The organism is Salinisphaera sp. T5B8 (genome assembly GCF_040361255.1).
Lineage (GTDB): Bacteria > Pseudomonadota > Gammaproteobacteria > Nevskiales > Salinisphaeraceae > Salinisphaera.
In genome coordinates this window covers 36,803-53,260 of the sequence record NZ_APNG01000025.1, presented here as the reverse complement: position 1 = coordinate 53,260, position 16,458 = coordinate 36,803, and the positions used below count along the sequence as shown (strand labels likewise).

Below are 16,458 nucleotides of genomic sequence, written 5' to 3'. Positions count from 1 at the left end.
GTTGTCGGCCTCTTCCAGCAGTTCCGGCACGCCGCGGCGGAAACCGGAGACGCCCACGGGCAGAACCTGGCCATACTCGGCCAGCAGGCCGCGGGCCTGGTTGATGACTTCGGTGCGCTGTTTCTTGACCTGCTCGCGCACCCGATGCAGCGCTTGAATATCCTGTTGCTCGAAGCTTTTGATCGCCACCGGGCGAATCTTGGCCTGGGTGCCAGCCACGGCGATGGCCAATGCGTCGTTGGCATCGTTCTTGTTGCCGGTGTTGAACGGCTTGACCTGATGCGGCGCCAGCAACGTTACCGACCGGTTCTCGCGCTGCAGCTGGCGCGCCCAGTGGTGGCTGCTGCCACAGGCTTCGATATAGATGCGCTTGGCGTCGAGATTAAGCACCGTGACCAGAAACTGACGCCGGCGCACCCGTTTGCGGTAGACGACCTCATGGGCAGCGTTGAGACCGCACAGCTCGAAGACGTTCTTTGCGATGTCGATACCCAGTTCCGTAATCTGTTGCATGGATCCGCTCCTTTTCGACTGTTGTCAGAATCATCAGTCTGGCGCATTGACGCCGATTAGGAGGAGCGGATCCATCTCATCCACCTACAAGACTACAGGACCTGGATCCGGCGTAGGTTGGATTAGCGAAGCGTAATCCAACAAGGAACGACGCCCGGTGAACCAATGCGGTGAACGCGCATTGCAATCGCGTCGGTCGAAGCAGGGCGGCGCCCGCACCCTCAATCATCGACGAGCCGATCGACCTTGGCGGCGAAAATGAAATCGTTGTCGGACAGGCCGTCGATGGCGTGGGTGGTGAGCTCGACTATGCAGTGGTTGTAGCCGAAGGCGATCTCCGGGTGGTGCATCTCGCGGTGGGCGATATAGGCCACCGCGTTCACGAACGCCTGGGTTTTGCCGTAATTCTTGAACTTGAATACGGCAGCGATATGTTTGCCGTCGCGGACCGCCCATCGGTCGGCCAGCTGTGACAATGCCTTGGCGATCGCATCCTCGTCGAGGCGGGGCGTATTGCCGTCGCAGGCCTGGCAATGTTGTGCGCTGAGCTGGGGCATGACATCGGTTCCTATCGCAAATAACGCGTTTCAGGCTATCAGTTCGAACGCGCATCGCGGGGCTTTTGCGCTTGTGGGCGACGCCCCGCACAATGGCGCTTTGTCCGGAATACGCCGCTGCAATGAACTACGCTGACGACAACCTCATCTGGATCGATCTGGAGATGACCGGTCTCGATCCGCAGGCTGATCGCATTATCGAAATCGCCACGCTCGTGACCGATAAGGATCTCAACGTGCTGGCGGAGGGGCCGGTGCGCGCGGTTCACCAGAACGACGCGTTGTTGGACAGCATGGATGCCTGGAATACACGCCAGCATAATCAGTCCGGTCTGGTGGAGCGCGTGCGCAACAGCACCGTCGACGAGGCTGCCGCCCAGCAGGAAACCCTGGACTTTCTGGCGGAATACGTTCCGGCCGGTGCGTCGCCGATGTGCGGCAACAGCATCTGTCAGGATCGGCGCTTTCTTGCCCGCTATATGCCTGAACTGGAAGCCTTCTTCCACTATCGACATATCGATGTGAGCACCCTCAAGGAGCTGGCCAAACGCTGGGCGCCGGAGGTCGCGAAGGGTTTCAAGAAACAGGCGACCCATCTGGCGATGGACGATATTCGTGATTCGCTGGCCGAACTGGCGTACTACCGCGAAACGCTGCTCAAGATCTAGCAGATGGTGGTTGCGTCACCTGAATGCGTCGTCAGTAGTTGACGCGGCCATCAGCTGCGTGTACAAAGAATGCAAGGAAACGAATTGCACGCCAGCCCTCAAGGGCATCGAAAATAACAGGCGGCAGGCGCTTTCGGAGGCAGAACCACGGTCCCAGACCCGACGATTACTAAAACAATTTTCCCGCCGATGTCCGCTTAGACGGGCAACCAACAATCACAATGTGCGGGGATGACGACTAGAGGCTCCTTCGGGAGCCTTTTTTTTGGTGCGCGCCAGGACTATCGGCTGTCGTTCTTGATTTCGTCGAAGGCGGCGAGGGCTTCGCGCCGCGAGGCTTTCAGGTCCACGATGGGTTGCGGATAGTCCTCGCCCAAGGTGACGTTCGCCGCTTTGAGCGCCTTGGCAGGTGCGTTCCAGGGTTCGTGGATGTGGCGGTTTTCCAGCTCGGCCAGTTCCGGCACCCAGCGGCGCACGTAGTCGCCCTTCGCATCGAAGCGCTCGCCCTGGCGAGCCGGATTGAAGATCCGGAAAAACGGTGCGGCATCCGCACCGCAGCCGGCCGCCCATTGCCAGCCGAGGGTGTTGTTGGCCAGATCCGCGTCGACGAGCGTATCCCAGAACCAGCGCTCGCCGTGCTGCCAGGCCACGCGCAGATTCTTGGTCAGAAATGACGCCACCGTCATGCGCAGGCGATTGTGCATATAGCCGGTTTCCCATAACTCGCGCATGCCCGCATCGACCATGGGAATACCGGTACGCCCTTGCTGCCAGCACGCCAGCCCCTCGTCATCGCCGGACCAGGGGAACGCCTTGAAGCGTGGGTCGAGCGGCTCATCGGGTGTGGTCGGAAAGTGATAGAGCACATGGTGCGAAAACTCGCGCCAACCGATTTCGCTCAAGAAGCTGTCGGCGTGGGCACGCAGCGTTTTCGTCTCGCGGTGGTCGTCGATCCATTCTTCCACCCGATGCACAATCTGGCGCGGGCCGATTTCGCCCCAGTGCAGATGCGGCGAAAGATAGGATGTGCCGTAGCGTGCGGGCGCGTCGCGCGTCTCGTCATATTCGCCCAATACATCTTTAACGAATGTTTCGAGCCGTTCGTGGGCGCCGTTTTCGCCGGGCGACCAGGTCGCGCGGATACCGCGATCCCATTCGATCTTCGGACGCAGCCCAAGCGCGGCCACCGATTCCGAGCCGATGCGCGACCACACCGCGGGCAGGGTGTCGGGCGCGGCCAATGGGGTGTCCACGGGCCGGTTCTTGATGGCTTTCCAGAACGGCGTGAAGACCTTGTACGGGCCGCCCTGTTTTGTCTCCACCGTCCACGGCTCGTGGAGCAGATGCGCCTTGAAGCTCGCCGTTTGAATATCGCGGTCTTCCAGATGCTGCTTCACCTGTTTATCGCGGGCGATGGTGTGCGGGTCATAAAGGCGGTTCCAGTACACCGCCGTCGCGCCGCTTTCGGCGATGAGCGTATCGAGCACCTCGGTCGTATCGCCGCTGCGAATCACCAGCCGCGAACCCAGCGCCTCCAAAGCATCGGCAAGCGCGGTGAGCGATTCATGCAGCCAGACACGTTGCGCAGCACCCGGCGCCCAGTCGCCGAGCTCGTGCGGCGCATGGATATAAACCGGCACGATCGAATCGAACTCGCCGTCGAGCGCGGCGCGCAGGGCCGGATTGTCGGCCAGACGCAAATCGCGCCGAAACCAGAGGATCACCCGTTCTTTCATAGTCTTGCTCGATTCGAATAGCAAAGTGCGCCGAGGCACGTGCGCCGATAGTACGGTAGCCAAGCAACATACGATGCGCCGGTCGGTCGCAGCGAATACCCAAGCGCCACCATCAGCCTAGTAGGGTGGCTTAGGTCGCAGGCCGTCAGCCAACATGGCACATGCACCGCGGCCGTTTGAAGGCTGGCGGGTACGCGCGGGAACACGGGCTTCGTTCTTTGTTGGGTTACGCTGCGCTAACCCAACCTACGGGCGAGTGGTTCCGCCGAAGCCACAAACAATGTAATACCGCGAAAAGCTCAATCGGGCGATAGACGCGCCGATATCGAGCGTAGAGCCTCGAGCGCTACGGGCTATGCGCTATCGTCGCAACTATCAAACGGGTGGCTGCTTTTTCTTCACCGTTGTAACCGCGGAACGCCGGCCGTGGCTGGCCGAGCCCGTCGATATCGGCGTGCTGCGCCAGGCCATGCGACGCATAAAAATGCGGTACCCGTTCGCGATCGACGCTATCGTCATTCTGCCCGATCACCTGCATACGGTATGGACGCTCCCACCCGACGATGCCGACTTTTCGCTACGCTGGCGTTTGATCAAAAGTGATGTGGCACGCCACAGCCGGCACCCCAAGCCGCTATGGCAACGGCGTTTCTGGGAACACACCATCCGCGATGCCGACGATTATGCGCAGCATCTGGATTACATTCATTACAACCCGGTCAAGCATGGATATGTCGATACGCCCGGCGCATGGCCGTATTCGAGCTTCCACCGGGCCGTGCGGCAAGGGCGTTATCCGCCGGATTGGGGGCAGACACCGCCGGCCGTGTCGCCGGCCATCGGCCATGAATGAGAGGGGCCGTGCAACGCGCGGTGGCGTCGCCTCGTGTTGGCCAGGCTTCGTTCTTTGTTGGGTTACGCTTCGCTAACCCAACCTACGGGTCTACGGGGCGCGAGGCGGCGCGGGAGCCGCGTAGGTTGGCTTAGGCCGCCAGGCCGTAAGCCAACATGGACGGGGCGGTGTGGCCGTTTGAAGTCTGGCAGGTATGCCTGGGCACATAGGCTCCGTTCTGTTGGGTTACGCTGCGCTAACCCAACCTACGGGCTACGCGGCTGCGCGATCAGCGTTTTACGTTGGCTCAAACGCGTTCGCCTTTTTCGATTCTCGCCTTCAAAGCCTTCGCCTGATCGCGAATGGCGGTCATGAGCTCGGCATCCTGGCGTTTTTTCTCGAGGTTTTTTATCTGGAAGACCATGCGGTGATTGTCTTCGAAAACATCGGCATGGCGGTCGAGAAAATCCCAATACAGCGTGGTGACGGGGCAGGCGTCGTCGCCGGTGGCCTTACGATAATCGAACCGGCAATTCTTGCAGTAATTGCTCATTTTGTTGATGTAATTGCCCGACGCGCAATAGGGTTTTGTGCCGAGTACGCCACCGTCGCCGAACTGGCTCATGCCGAGCGCGTTGGGCAGGCTGACCCAATCGATGGCGTCCAGATACATCGCCATATGCCAGTCGTGAAAGGCGTGCGGATGCACGCCGGCGTTGAGCGCGAACAGCCCCAATACCATCAGCCGCTGAATGTGGTGGGCATAGCCGTTTTCCAGAACGTTGGCCATGGCATCGGCCACACAGGCCATATCGGTATCGCCGTCCCAGTAGCTTTGCGGCACGGGCAGCTGGGCGCGTAGGACATTGCGTCGGATATAGCCGGGCATCTGTTGCCAGTACACGCCACGCACGAATTCGCGCCACCCCAGAATCTGGCGTACGAAGCCTTCCACGCTTTCGATTGGCGCATCGCCGTCGTGATATGCCGAGACGGCGGCCTCCACGCATTCACGCGGGCCGATCAAATGCAGGTTCAAGGCCGCGGACAGGCGCGAGTGGTAGCCAAAACGCAGGTCGGTCCATAGCGCATCCTGATAGGCGCCAAAGCGAGCCAGGCGATGGTCGACGAAATCGCGCAGGGCGGTGCGTGCTTCGGCATGCGTCACGGGTAGATCGAAGCCATCGATATCGCCGGGGTGATCGGCATAGCGTGCCTCGACCATATCGATCACTGCCTGCGTGGTGTCGTCGGGCCGAAAGCCGCGTACATGGGGGAGCTCGCCTGGGCCATTCCGGCCGAAGGATTGGCGGTTGCTTTTGTCGAAATTCCAGTCGCCGCCGGCGGGTTTGCCGTTGACCATGAGCACGTCGTGCGTACGTCGCATTTCGCGATAGAAATCTTCAAGCACCAGCGACGAGCGCGAGCCCGCCCACTCATCGAATGTATCGAGCGAACAATAAAAGTGGCGATCGGGGCGCACCTGCAGATTGAGCCCGTGTGTCTCGGCGCATTCCGAGAGCATGTCGTGGACGCGGTAATCGCCGCATTCGGTCATCACCAGCCGCTCGGGCGCGAGTTCGCGAATACGCGCGGTGAGGATGGCCGCGAAATCCGGCCCGCTGTCGTGCCGACGATCGGCAGCGAGCGCGTGGTAATACACCGGCCATTCCCGTTCGCGCAACGCATCCCGGAAATGGCGCATGGCGGCAAAGAAGAGCACCAGGCGCTTCTTGTGGCACCACACGTGGGTAGCCTCGGTGTCGTTTTCCGCCATCCAGATCGCATCGCGTTCCGGGTCGAAACCATCGAAGGCGGACAGGTCGAGATCGAGCTGATCGCCGAGCACGAGGATGAGGTTTCGGAGTTTGGCCATGGCAGCAGCGCGTTGGAAAATGGGCGGCGACCGCCGCAGCGGTTTGCTCGGTCTACGTGCGCAATGCACGCACGGATGAAAATGGCCGGGCGACCGGTGTCGGATATCGGCGGATTCGCACGGTTCTTTGTTGGATTACGCTGCGCTAACCCTATATGGCTTAGGCCTCCAGGTACGCGCGTCACACCGGCTATGTTGGATTGCGCTCCGCTCATCGAACCTATGCGGATGGTGTAAGCGACGAACCATGCTTGCTGGACCCAATATGGCAAAGGCGTCGTTGTTGCTTTTGGTCACGAAGGGTAAGTCGCGGTCGATTTAAAAATGCCATAATCGATCCATGACCTACTCCACCGATCACACGCTTCGCGATATTGGCGCTTATTTAGCGCAGCAGCGCGATATTCGGTTGGGTCTGGTTTTTGGCTCCCTTGCAAGCGGTCGGGCGACCGAAAGCAGCGACCTCGATCTGGCGGTACTCGCGGACCGGCCATTGGATAGCACACGCCGTAGCACGATGATGAGCGAGCTGAGCCAACGTTTTGGGCGGCCGGTCGACTTGGTTGACCTGGCAAGTGCAGGCGTGCCAAGCGTGCGCAGCGCGATTTTGGGCGGCAAGGTGGTATACGCGGTCGACGATGACGTCTACCCCAGCCAGATCACCCGGATGCTGTTCGATAGCGCCGATTTCTTGCCATATCGAGAACGCATTTTGAAGGCGCGTAGAGACGAATGGCTGGGCATATCCTGAACGAAAAGCTCGAATCCCTGCGGCGCTGTGTAGCGCGTATTGAAGAAAAACGTGCGCCTAGCGTCGAGGCGTTGTTATTCGACGCTGATCGGCAGGACATCCTGGCGATCAACATTACTCGGGCCGTACAGATATGCGTGGACATGGCGGCGCACGTCGTCGCCTGCAACGACGAGCCTGCGCCGGCGACGATGGGTGAGGCGTTTGATGGCTTGCACCATCTGGGCATCATTGACGCCGCCTCATGCAGCACCCTAAAGGCGGCCGTGGGCTTTCGCAATGTGGCTGTCCATAGCTATCAGGCGATTGATTGGGAAATCGTGCACGCAATCGCTTGGCATCGGCTCGAAGAATTTCGTGCTTTTGCTATAGCGATACGCAACTATCTCGAATCGGCCCGCGACTTTGACGAGCGCTGATGTGAGCTTGGGCGACGTCGGCATCCAAGTCGATATGGGCCTAACTTTCGCTGTCGGATCACGCGCCGCTAATCCACCCACGGGCGCGCGGATCGGTGCAAGCCTCGGCGCTTGGCCATTGGGCGAATGTCGCGCCTGCGGCACAATACGGCCTCACCCTCATTCGAATGCGCCTTCGGGCCGCGCCGCGGGAGACAGGCCAACGTGTACAGCCGAACCGATACCGACGAAATGCAACAGGCCGCCGCCATGCTCGGCCAGGCGCGGCGGGTGCTCGTGATCACCGGCGCCGGTATGTCGGCAGATTCGGGCCTGCCCACCTATCGCGGCGTGGGTGGGCTGTACGATCGCGAACTCACCGCGGATGGGATCTCGATCGAGCAGGCGCTGTCGGGGGATACTTTCGAGCGTGACCCCGGTTTGTCCTGGAAATATATCGCCGAGATCGAACGTGCCTGCCGCGGGGCGCGGCCCAACGACGGCCATCGCGCGCTGGCAGCCATGGCGCGGCGCTTCGAACGTTTTTGTGTGCTCACGCAGAATGTGGATGGCTTTCATCAAAGCGCGGGAAGTCGTGACGTCATTGAAATGCATGGCGCGATCCACCGCCTGAAATGCACCCGTTGTCACTGGCACACAGCGGTCGAAGACTACGCCCGGCTCGATACCTTGCCGCCGGCCTGTCCGGACTGTGGCGCCGTGGTGCGACCGGACGTTGTGCTCTTTGGCGAAATGCTGCCCGAGCGCGCCGTGGCCCGCTATGACCAGGCCCTGGGCGAAGGCTTCGATCTGGTCATGGTCGTGGGCACGAGCGCGGTGTTTCCCTATATCGCCGCGCCGGTGCAACAGGCGGCCATGGAACGCCGCGCCACCCTGGAAATCAACCCGCAGCGCACGGATATTTCCGACTATTGCGATGTCCGCCTGCAGACCGGCGCGGCCGCGACCCTCGTAGCGCTCGAACAGGCGCTGCAGGCCGCCGCATGAGGCATGCGTGTCGCCTCATCCGCACGTTTGTCTGAAACCGGGCATTTTTGAATCCATCGTTCCGTGCCCACCGCATGCCCGTCGCAATACACGGCGACAACGTGCCGGCGGCGCCCGCTGTGCCGTACGTGTTGATTTGCGTTACGTTACGCAGGGCCGGGTAAGGCATGGGGATGTATGTTTTGTGCGACACGCGACGATAAAAGCCCGCTTGTCGCACGCCGCAGCCAGCAATCAGGACATCCAATGACGCAAAGCAAAAGCTCGAACATCGTTTGGCACGAAGGTACGGTCAGCCGTAAGCACCGCGAACTGCTCAATCAGCACCGGGGCTTTACCATTTGGTTTACGGGCCTGTCCGGCTCCGGCAAGTCCACGCTCTCGGTCGCGCTCGAAGAACGGCTGTATCAGATGGGCTGTCGCACGTACCGCCTGGACGGCGACAACGTACGCACCGGCCTTAACCGGGACCTGGCATTCAGCCCCGAAGATCGTATCGAGAATATTCGCCGCATTGGCGAGGTCGCCAAGCTCTTTCGCGATGCCGGCATTATCAACCTCACCGCGTTCATCTCGCCCTACCGGCAAGACCGGGACATGGCGCGCAACCTCTCCCAGCGCGACGAAAACGATTTTCTGGAAGTATTCGTCGACGCGCCGCTGGATGTGTGCGAACAGCGCGACCCCAAGGGCCTGTACAAGAAAGCCCGCGCCGGCAGCATCCCCAACTTTACCGGCATTAGCGCCCCGTACGAAGCGCCCGAATACCCGGAAATTCATGTGCGCACGGACGAAACCAGCATAGCGCAGGGCGTCGAACAGATCGTGGCGTACCTGATCGAACACGGCTATATCGAAGCCGGCCTCGCCGACACAGCGCGCGCTACATAGCCCCGTAGCCGTAGGTTGGGTTAGCGCAGCGTAACCCAACAAAGAACGAAGCCTCGTGAGCCGATCCCAACCCGCAAAGCATCAACCGGCCACAACGGCGGCACCATGTTGGCTTACGGCCTTCGGCCTAAGCCAATCGAAGCGGCTGTATGCCGGACCGGCACCCGCGATGGTAACCTAGCTAAATGGCGCGCTTTGATTGGAATGTCGAAAAGAACGAATGGCTGGTGAAGTGTCGCGGTATCTCTTTCGAGAGAGTGGTTTTCTTGATTGAGCAGGGCGGTCTGCTCGATGTCGTGGCGCATCACAATCCGGCGAAATATCCGGCCCAAAAAATTTTCATCGTAGAAATAGACGACTACGCTTGGCTGGTGCCGTTTGTCGAGTCGAGTGAAGGTTGTTTTCTGAAAACGATCATCCCGAGTCGGAAAGCGACCAAGCAGTATCTAGAGGTGTCTGATGAATAACGAATCGGCCCTGACGGACGAAGAAAAGCAAATACTCGAATCTTACGAGCGAGGCGAGTTCGAGTCGGTATTGACCGCTGAAATGCGGCAAGGCTATGTGAGTGCAGCACGGCGCGCGTTTAAAAAAGACAAGCGTGTGAATATACGAATGTCTGGAAAAGATCTTGAGTTATTACAAGCGCGCGCGCTTCGCGAGGGCGTCCCCTACCAGACACTCATATCGAGCATCGTTCATAAGTTCGTTACCGGCCGCCTCACCGACCAAGACGCGCCCTAACAGGGGCATGTGACGTGGCCGTAGGTTGGTTAGCGCCGCGTAACCCAACAAAGAACGAAGCCCCGTGAGCCGGTTCCAACCCGCAAAGTGTCAACCGGCCACAACGCGGCCCCACGTTGGCTTACGGCCTTCGGCCGAAGCCAACCTACGCGGCCAACGCAAACGAAGGCGGTCAACGCCGTCAGGTAACATCTGAGACATCGGCTCGACATGATCTGTTGTCGTAAATAACGCGAACCAAGAGAGCGCATGCGTCTGACTGATGACCAGCGAAACGCTATTCGCGAAGAAGTAACGCGGGTATTCGGGCCGAACGCCCGCGTTCGGCTGTTCGGTTCGCGCGTAGACGACGCGGCCCGCGGCGGGGACATTGATCTGTACATCGAAAGTGAGGGCAACGCGGCTGACCTGCTTGACCAGGAATTACGGCTTCACGCGCGTTTGCTAAGACGGCTGGGCGAACGGCGAATCGATATCGTCGTCCATGATGGCCGCCATCCCTTACGTTCTATCGATGCCGAAGCACGTCGAACCGGGGTACCGCTGTAAACCCAGACAGACGGCTCCGGCTGGCACAATTCATCGCGCTCGTGGACAAAGAAGATCATCACCTGGTCGGCGTGCGGCAGCGTTTACTCGGCGATGACTGCGCCGTGGGGACGGCGCGCTTGAAGGAACTGCTGACATCGGAATAGGGGGTAGGTGGATTAGCGCAGCATAATCCAACAAGGAACGCAGCCCGCAAAGGCAATCGGGCTACCGCGATTAGAATTGCCCATGCGGCGCGCCCACGTTGGCTCACGGCCTGCCGGCACTTTATTTGGTGCGGCGCACGGCATCCAGGGCTAAGTACGTGAGAAACCCGGCGCCTGCGACTAGGACTATCGCCATTAAAACTTCCATAGCTATAACTCCGAAATTTCTCTGATTTTGACTCCAATCTGGCGGTGAAGCGCAGTGCATCCGGCGGCAATTGACGCCAGTGCTATGAAGCCACCGAGCAATAAGAACCAGCTTGCTGTATGTGCGCTCGTCAGAAGCCAGCCGATCAAGCTAATGCCTGTAACGATCATGATCCCGAGCCATAGCTTGAGATAGGCGAGCTCTTCTTTAAGGCCGTCTAGCTTAGACATGTCGCAAGAACCTATGTTTGCAATTACATACTAGCAGTTGAGGGTGACTATCAAGCCGAACCCGAGGATGGGTTAGCCAAGAGTAACGCAACAAAGAATCCAGCCCGCAGAATTCCCTCCAATCCACGCGCCAAAGAACCGCACAGCCGCCGCTTCGCGCACCCCAAACCCGAACAACGCCACCCCCCCCGCTAGGGAAGCTCTGCATGACCTCTCGCGGTACGCGTGCGAGTCCTCACGGACGGTGCGGCAAGGCGTCCAAGCGCAGCGCCTGCCTGGTTGGCAGGTCAAGCTTGGCAACGAAGCCGCGGCGTCTGTGAGGCCGAACCCCCTCGGGGCCTGGGCTTTGCGCGCGCTTGATCGGCGTCAGTGTTCGCTACCGTGCAACTTTTTATTGGTTTGGGCACGCTACGCGCTCACTTGTCTGTCAATCGCGCGCAAAGCACGCTGGCGCGACCGTGACAGGTTGTGCAGTGCTTCCCTAACCCACCCACCCGAAACTTTCCCATACATCGGCCGATACCCACGCTGCGTTCATATCCGCATGCGGGCGCGTCGTGCTAGGCTTCGCCGCTATCGAAATCCGCTGCAATCGATCAACCGAATGTTCCCAACCATGATGCGATCGCTGTTTTCCGGTCTGCTTGTGTTCGTGCTTGCCGGCTGTGCGCTCGGCCCGGGCCGGGGCGGCCCCAAGGTGGACGTGATTGGCGAAAGCCAGTATTGCGGAACCACCTCGCAAGACTCCGACGCGCTGTATTTCGGCAACGCCAACGCCTTCGGTAACTGGATCGACTATCGCAGCATCGGCGAATTCAGCCCGGACATGGCAGCGCCCAACGGCGTGATCGTCGTGGAAATGGGCCAGCGCCCGACTGGTGGTTATACGGTCTCGCTCGACAGGAGCCGCACGGCCATCGAAAACGATACCCTCACCATCGGCATGGACTGGAAGGCCCCGCGTCTGGACGCGGCGGTTAGCCAGGCGCTCGTCGCCTCCTGTGTGGCCCTTCGCCCGCCGGCCGGCGACTACAACAAGGTGCGTGTGGTCGACCAGCTCGGCAACCTGCGCGGCGAGGCGCGCGTCAGCCGCTAACGCACATGCGTATCGTATAGCCGGCCCAGGCTACGTTGACGGCATAAACGAGCCACAGGCACCGCAACCGCCAGCCGTCTACCCCGCGCAGTCACCACCGAAAGCAGTCGAGTATGCAAATCCAGAGCGTTCTTTGTGTGTGCACCGGTAACATCTGCCGCAGCCCGCTCGCGGAAGGGCTGATTCGGCGCGATGCCCCGGCGATGAAGGTCGCCTCGGCGGGCATCGGCGCGGTCGTCGGCGGCAAGATGCCGGAAGCCGCGGCCGCGATTGCCACGCGCGAAGGCCTGGCGCTGGATGCCCATCGGGGCCAGCAGGTCACCCGTCCCATGCTGCAGGCCTTCGAACTGGTGCTGGTCATGGAGGCTGCTCAGAAAGACTGGCTTTGCGGCCAGTTCCCGGAAAGCCGGGGGCGCGTGTTTCTCACATCGCATTGGACCGGCGGCGAGGACATTATTGACCCCTATCGTCTAAGTGACGATGTATTCGAAAGCGCCTATGCTGAAATCGAAAAAGGGGTTTCGGCATGGCTGGCGCGGCTGCAGCCAGCAACGGCCGCGAACCATGGTGCGGGCTAGCCCCGTATTGAACGGTTCGCCGTCGAAAAGCCGATCGCAAAGATGCCGAATTTTTTGGGGTGGAATTACCATAGATCGCGTAAACTGCCACGGTCGGGCCCGTACGGCAGCGTGCACGCTGTCGACGGTATAACGAATTCAGGGGAATGAGCATGACGAACTTGGGTAAGGGGGGCGTGTTGCAGCACGCGCGTCATGGCGTGGCACGCTGCGCGGTCGTCGGCCTGCTGATGGCCGGTGTGCTGGGCGTGGGCGGTTGCGCGCTGCCCGGCTATAGCTCCGATGCCATGGACAGCGGCAGCTGGTACGACTTCGGCGGCAACGACAACGCCGCCACCTACGACGAAGAGCTATCCAAGCAGGATATCGACTACGAGCCGCGTGTGCTGCAAATCACGCCCTGGCTCATTCGCCACCAGCAGGAAATCGCGGCTTCGCGCCCGCTCGGCGAAGCGCAGCAACGCGTATCCGCCGCGCCGGAAGAAACCGTCAATTACACCATCGGCCCCGGTGACGTGCTGCAGGTGATCGTCTTCGGCCATCCGGAACTCACCAACCCCGCCGGCGTCACCAATAACGAAGGCATCCAGGGCCAGCTGGTCAGCGCCGACGGCAATATCTTCTACCCCTATGTAGGCGAAGTGAACGTCGAAGGCATGACGCTCAAGCAGTTGCGCCAGCGTATCGCCAAGGGCCTGTCGCAATACATTCGCGAGCCGCAGGTGGACGTGCGTGTGCGCGAATATCGCAGCCAGCGGATTTATATTTCCGGCGATATCGCCAAGCCCTGCACCGTGCCGTTTACCGACGTCACCATCACCGTGCTCGAAGCACTGGATCAATGCGACTCGCTGGCCACGAAAGAGGGCGGCGGCGTGGGCGTGCAGAACGTCATCCTCATTCGTGATGGCGAATCCACGCCCCTGGATTTGAACGAAATCTACGCCAGCGGCCGGCCCGTGCCCCTGCGCCCGGGCGATCGCCTGCTCATCGACGACAGCGCCAACCGCATCTTCATGGTGGGCGAATTCAGCAAGCAGACAGCTCTGCCGTACTCTACTGGCGGGATGTCACTCAGCGACGCCATTGCCGATGCGGGCGGTGTAAGCCTGAATAGCGCTGATACCAGCGCCATTTATGTCATCCGCGGCTTTGTCGATAGTCAGCCCACGCGCGACGGCGGCGTGCAAACGGTGCTGCGCCCGAACGTCTACAAGCTGGATGCCAGTAACGTCAGTGGGCTGTTACTCGCCAACCAGTTCAAGCTGCAACCGCGGGACGTGGTCTTCGCCGCGCCGGCGAACTTCGTGAACTTCAACCGCGCGCTGGCGCTCATTCTTCCCTCGATTAACGCGCTGTCGCAGAGTTACTACCTCTATGACCGCATTAGTCGGGACAACAACTAGACGAGAAGATTTTGGTATCAGCAGAGGATAAGCAGGGCAGTAAGTCCGCCGACGACGAAAAAGAGATCGATCTGCGTGAATATATCGGCATCGTCCTCGATGGCTGGCCGTGGATCGCCGCGTTCGCCATTCTCGGTCTGCTGATTGCCACGTACTTCGCCTGGAAAACACCACCGGTGTATCAGGCCACGTCGCTCATGCGTGTCGAGCAAAGCCAGAACATGGCGCCGCAGGCGTTCATGGAACAGCAGATCACCGGCGGCCGTTCCAATATCAGGGCCGTAAGCGCCGAGGCGGCCGTCATCCGCTCGCGCTCGGTCGTGGGCGATGCGGTGGACGATCTGCATCTGCGTGTGCGGGCCGCGCCGGACTATTTCCCCGTCATTGGCGAGCCGATCGCCCGGTTTGTAACAGCCAACTTCAAGGGCCGTTTCGAGATCCCGTTTGCCAGCGGCTATGCCTGGGGCAACGAATCCGTCAACGTCACGCGTATCGAGATGCCGGATGCTGTCAATTCAGCATCGTTTCAACTCGTGGCGAACGGCGAGAACCAGTTCACGCTGTACAACCGCGATGGGCAGCAGGTACTCAAGGGCCGCGTCGGCACGACCGCCTCGGGCCAGGCGCCGGGCATCGGCCCGATCAAGATCTTCGTGGAGGCGCTGAACGCCCGGCCCGGCACGCATTTTAGTGTCCGGTACGTGCCGCGCCCGGCCGCGATTGGCAGCCTTCAGTCCAAGTTGACCATCTCGGAACAGCCGCAGGGCTCCGGCCTGCTCAACCTCACGCTGTTAGGCAGTTCGCCGGCCGAGGCGGAGCGCCGGCTGGATTCGGTCATGACCTCCTACATTGAACAGAATGTGGAAAAGCAGTCGGAACAAGCCCAGCGCCGTCTGGACTTTCTCAAGGAGCAACTGCCGCAGCTCAAGGAAGAACGCGACCTCGCAGAAAACAAGCTGCGCGACTACCAGACGGAAAGTGGCACGCTTGACTTGAGCGCCGAGGCCCAGTCCGTATTTCAGCGCCTGACCAATCTGGACCAGCAGATCGCGCAAACGGAACTGCAGCGCCAGGAACTGCTGCAGGAATACACCCAGCGCGCTCCGCAGGTCCAGGCCGCCAACGACAAGCGCGCCAGCCTCGTGCGTCAGCGCAACGAACTCCAGCAACAGCTAAAGACCCTGCCCAAAGCCGAGTCTCAGCTGCTGCAGCTGCGCCGCGATGTGGAGGTCAATAACCAGCTCTACACACAGCTACTGAATACTTCCCAGGGCCTTGAAATTACCAAGGCCGGTATCACCGGCGTGTCCCATATCGTCGATAGTGCATACGCCAGCAATGGTAAGATCGCACCGAAGCGGCAGCTATGGCTGCTTATCGGCCTTCTGGCCGGTATCGTCGTCGCAATCCTCCTGGTACTTACGCGGGCACTACTACGCGTAACTGTGGACGACCCGACCGAGATCGAGTCCAAATACGGGCTGCCGGTCTACGCCACGGTACCGTTCTCCAGTTGGGAGTCGACGATCAAACGCCGCAAGCGCGGCTTCAATTTATTGGCCGTACACCGCCCGGACGACCCCACTGTAGAAAGCATCCGCAGCCTGCGCACCAGTCTGCAATTCGCCATGATCGAGGGGGACACCAAGTACATCGCCATAACCGGCCCGACGCCGGCCTGCGGCAAGAGCTTTATCGCCGCCAACACAGCCGCGCTCATTGCCCAGGCCGGAGCGCGTGTACTCCTGGTGGATGGCGATCTACGCCGCGGCCAGCTGTTCCGCGCGTTTGGCCTGGAGCAGGGGCCGGGCTTTTCGGAAGTGCTTTCGGGCGACATGACCGTCGACGGTGCAATCCAGAAGTCCGAGGTCGAGAATCTTGATGTTCTCACGACAGGTAAACGCCCGCCGAACCCGGCGGAACTGCTCATCTCGCGCCATTTCGACGAGATGAAAACAAAGCTGGAAAGCAAGTACGACTACGTGCTGTTCGACTTGCCGCCGGTGCTCAACGTCACGGACGCTAACATCGTAGCCAATCACGTTGCAGCGACCTTCCTCGTCGTCCGTAGCGAACACAGCACGGGCCACGAAGTCGACCAGGCGGTTCGTCGTATGCATCGCGACGATTTGAAACTTACGGGCGCTATCTTCAACGGTCTGCGGATTGATCGACGTCGATATGGTTACAGTAAGTATGGTTACTACGCCTATCAATACTAGCGCTAAGGGTTTGCACTCCGCTTAAGTAGGTCGGTTTAGGCTAAAGCCG

Annotated in this window: 18 protein-coding genes; 13 read left to right on the top strand and 5 right to left on the bottom strand. The window is 60.4% G+C overall.

What is annotated here, in order from left to right:
* Together T5B8_RS17645 and T5B8_RS17640 are read right to left on the bottom strand one after the other, a co-directional pair.
* On the bottom strand, positions 1 to 513 hold a 513-nt coding region (locus T5B8_RS17645; RefSeq protein WP_353180684.1), incomplete at its 3' end, for an IS110 family RNA-guided transposase.
* A gap of 221 nt (positions 514 to 734) precedes the next feature.
* Positions 735 to 1,070 carry a 4a-hydroxytetrahydrobiopterin dehydratase gene (locus T5B8_RS17640; RefSeq protein WP_353180683.1) on the bottom strand — a complete coding sequence of 112 codons (336 nt, stop codon included), beginning with the start codon at positions 1,068 to 1,070 and terminating at the stop codon, positions 735 to 737.
* 122 nt (positions 1,071 to 1,192) lie between these two features.
* Between T5B8_RS17640 and orn the strand changes: the two genes are divergently transcribed.
* Entirely contained in the window at positions 1,193 to 1,738 is a 546-nt protein-coding gene (orn, locus tag T5B8_RS17635) for an oligoribonuclease (RefSeq protein ID WP_353180682.1), read from the top strand.
* Between the two features lie 281 nt (positions 1,739 to 2,019).
* Here the strand turns inward: orn and T5B8_RS17630 are convergent, their stop codons facing one another.
* Entirely contained in the window at positions 2,020 to 3,474 is a 1,455-nt protein-coding gene (locus T5B8_RS17630; RefSeq protein WP_353180681.1) for a cryptochrome/photolyase family protein, read from the bottom strand.
* 355 nt (positions 3,475 to 3,829) lie between these two features.
* Here T5B8_RS17630 and T5B8_RS17625 point away from each other — a divergent pair, with 355 nt between their 5' ends.
* Entirely contained in the window at positions 3,830 to 4,327 is a 498-nt protein-coding gene (locus tag T5B8_RS17625) for an REP-associated tyrosine transposase (RefSeq protein WP_353180680.1), read from the top strand.
* A gap of 286 nt (positions 4,328 to 4,613) precedes the next feature.
* Here T5B8_RS17625 and T5B8_RS17620 read toward each other — a convergent pair whose 3' ends face one another.
* Positions 4,614 to 6,182: a cryptochrome/photolyase family protein gene (locus tag T5B8_RS17620; RefSeq protein WP_353180679.1), complete on the bottom strand. Its 1,569-nt coding sequence runs from the start codon at positions 6,180 to 6,182 to the stop codon at positions 4,614 to 4,616.
* A gap of 340 nt (positions 6,183 to 6,522) precedes the next feature.
* On the opposite strand from T5B8_RS17620, the gene mntA reads away from it, so the two are divergent.
* The 7 genes from mntA (at position 6,523) to T5B8_RS17585 (ending at position 10,523) form a co-directional block, all read left to right on the top strand.
* Positions 6,523 to 6,933 (top strand): type VII toxin-antitoxin system MntA family adenylyltransferase antitoxin, encoded by a 411-nt coding sequence (gene mntA, locus T5B8_RS17615; protein WP_353180678.1) that lies wholly within the window; start codon positions 6,523 to 6,525, stop codon positions 6,931 to 6,933.
* Positions 6,915 to 7,352 carry a type VII toxin-antitoxin system HepT family RNase toxin gene (gene hepT, locus T5B8_RS17610; RefSeq protein ID WP_353180677.1) on the top strand — a complete coding sequence of 146 codons (438 nt, stop codon included), beginning with the start codon at positions 6,915 to 6,917 and terminating at the stop codon, positions 7,350 to 7,352. Before mntA ends, hepT begins: the two co-directional genes overlap by 19 nt.
* A 231-nt stretch (positions 7,353 to 7,583) precedes the next feature.
* A complete protein-coding gene (locus T5B8_RS17605; RefSeq protein ID WP_502950812.1) occupies positions 7,584 to 8,339 on the top strand; it encodes an SIR2 family NAD-dependent protein deacylase in 756 nt (251 codons plus the stop codon).
* A gap of 246 nt (positions 8,340 to 8,585) precedes the next feature.
* Positions 8,586 to 9,230: an adenylyl-sulfate kinase gene (cysC, locus tag T5B8_RS17600; RefSeq protein WP_353180675.1), complete on the top strand. Its 645-nt coding sequence runs from the start codon at positions 8,586 to 8,588 to the stop codon at positions 9,228 to 9,230.
* 185 nt (positions 9,231 to 9,415) lie between these two features.
* Complete coding sequence (locus tag T5B8_RS17595) at positions 9,416 to 9,697, top strand: toxin (protein ID WP_353180674.1); 282 nt, start codon at positions 9,416 to 9,418, stop codon at positions 9,695 to 9,697.
* Positions 9,690 to 9,974, top strand: a complete 285-nt coding sequence (locus T5B8_RS17590) for an antitoxin (RefSeq protein ID WP_353180673.1) — start codon at positions 9,690 to 9,692, stop codon at positions 9,972 to 9,974. The genes T5B8_RS17595 and T5B8_RS17590 overlap by 8 nt, the downstream gene beginning before the upstream one ends.
* A gap of 249 nt (positions 9,975 to 10,223) precedes the next feature.
* On the top strand, positions 10,224 to 10,523 hold the full coding sequence (locus T5B8_RS17585; protein WP_353180672.1) for a nucleotidyltransferase domain-containing protein: 300 nt from the start codon (positions 10,224 to 10,226) through the stop codon (positions 10,521 to 10,523).
* Between the two features lie 356 nt (positions 10,524 to 10,879).
* On the opposite strand, the gene T5B8_RS17580 is transcribed toward T5B8_RS17585, so the two are convergent.
* Positions 10,880 to 11,107 (bottom strand): hypothetical protein, encoded by a 228-nt coding sequence (locus tag T5B8_RS17580; RefSeq protein ID WP_353180671.1) that lies wholly within the window; start codon positions 11,105 to 11,107, stop codon positions 10,880 to 10,882.
* A gap of 616 nt (positions 11,108 to 11,723) precedes the next feature.
* Here T5B8_RS17580 and T5B8_RS17575 point away from each other — a divergent pair.
* From T5B8_RS17575 to T5B8_RS17560, 4 genes are all read left to right on the top strand, one after another.
* On the top strand, positions 11,724 to 12,203 hold the full coding sequence (locus T5B8_RS17575; protein ID WP_353180670.1) for a protease complex subunit PrcB family protein: 480 nt from the start codon (positions 11,724 to 11,726) through the stop codon (positions 12,201 to 12,203).
* A gap of 113 nt (positions 12,204 to 12,316) precedes the next feature.
* Positions 12,317 to 12,781: a low molecular weight protein-tyrosine-phosphatase gene (locus T5B8_RS17570; RefSeq protein ID WP_353180669.1), complete on the top strand. Its 465-nt coding sequence runs from the start codon at positions 12,317 to 12,319 to the stop codon at positions 12,779 to 12,781.
* Positions 12,782 to 12,933: 152 nt separating this feature from the next.
* On the top strand, positions 12,934 to 14,187 hold the full coding sequence (locus tag T5B8_RS17565; RefSeq protein WP_353180668.1) for a polysaccharide biosynthesis/export family protein: 1,254 nt from the start codon (positions 12,934 to 12,936) through the stop codon (positions 14,185 to 14,187).
* 11 nt (positions 14,188 to 14,198) lie between these two features.
* Positions 14,199 to 16,409, top strand: a complete 2,211-nt coding sequence (locus T5B8_RS17560) for a polysaccharide biosynthesis tyrosine autokinase (RefSeq protein ID WP_353180667.1) — start codon at positions 14,199 to 14,201, stop codon at positions 16,407 to 16,409.
* The last annotated feature ends 49 nt before the right edge of the window (positions 16,410 to 16,458 follow it).

What these genes read in the sequence shown, in the direction of transcription:
- T5B8_RS17575 (WP_353180670.1), top strand. Translation starts at nt 11,724, where the DNA reads ATGATGCGATCGCTGTTTTCCGGTCTGCTTGTGTTCGTGCTTGCCGGC.
- cysC (WP_353180675.1), top strand. Translation starts at nt 8,586, where the DNA reads ATGACGCAAAGCAAAAGCTCGAACATCGTTTGGCACGAAGGTACGGTC.
- mntA (WP_353180678.1), top strand. Translation starts at nt 6,523, where the DNA reads ATGACCTACTCCACCGATCACACGCTTCGCGATATTGGCGCTTATTTA.
- orn (WP_353180682.1), top strand. Translation starts at nt 1,193, where the DNA reads ATGAACTACGCTGACGACAACCTCATCTGGATCGATCTGGAGATGACC.
- T5B8_RS17590 (WP_353180673.1), top strand. Translation starts at nt 9,690, where the DNA reads ATGAATAACGAATCGGCCCTGACGGACGAAGAAAAGCAAATACTCGAA.
- T5B8_RS17640 (WP_353180683.1), bottom strand. Translation starts at nt 1,070, where the DNA reads ATGCCCCAGCTCAGCGCACAACATTGCCAGGCCTGCGACGGCAATACG.
- T5B8_RS17585 (WP_353180672.1), top strand. Translation starts at nt 10,224, where the DNA reads ATGCGTCTGACTGATGACCAGCGAAACGCTATTCGCGAAGAAGTAACG.
- T5B8_RS17595 (WP_353180674.1), top strand. Translation starts at nt 9,416, where the DNA reads ATGGCGCGCTTTGATTGGAATGTCGAAAAGAACGAATGGCTGGTGAAG.
- T5B8_RS17580 (WP_353180671.1), bottom strand. Translation starts at nt 11,107, where the DNA reads ATGTCTAAGCTAGACGGCCTTAAAGAAGAGCTCGCCTATCTCAAGCTA.
- T5B8_RS17620 (WP_353180679.1), bottom strand. Translation starts at nt 6,182, where the DNA reads ATGGCCAAACTCCGAAACCTCATCCTCGTGCTCGGCGATCAGCTCGAT.
- T5B8_RS17605 (WP_502950812.1), top strand. Translation starts at nt 7,584, where the DNA reads ATGCAACAGGCCGCCGCCATGCTCGGCCAGGCGCGGCGGGTGCTCGTG.
- T5B8_RS17630 (WP_353180681.1), bottom strand. Translation starts at nt 3,474, where the DNA reads ATGAAAGAACGGGTGATCCTCTGGTTTCGGCGCGATTTGCGTCTGGCC.
- T5B8_RS17625 (WP_353180680.1), top strand. Translation starts at nt 3,830, where the DNA reads ATGCGCTATCGTCGCAACTATCAAACGGGTGGCTGCTTTTTCTTCACC.
- T5B8_RS17565 (WP_353180668.1), top strand. Translation starts at nt 12,934, where the DNA reads ATGACGAACTTGGGTAAGGGGGGCGTGTTGCAGCACGCGCGTCATGGC.
- T5B8_RS17570 (WP_353180669.1), top strand. Translation starts at nt 12,317, where the DNA reads ATGCAAATCCAGAGCGTTCTTTGTGTGTGCACCGGTAACATCTGCCGC.
- hepT (WP_353180677.1), top strand. Translation starts at nt 6,915, where the DNA reads ATGGCTGGGCATATCCTGAACGAAAAGCTCGAATCCCTGCGGCGCTGT.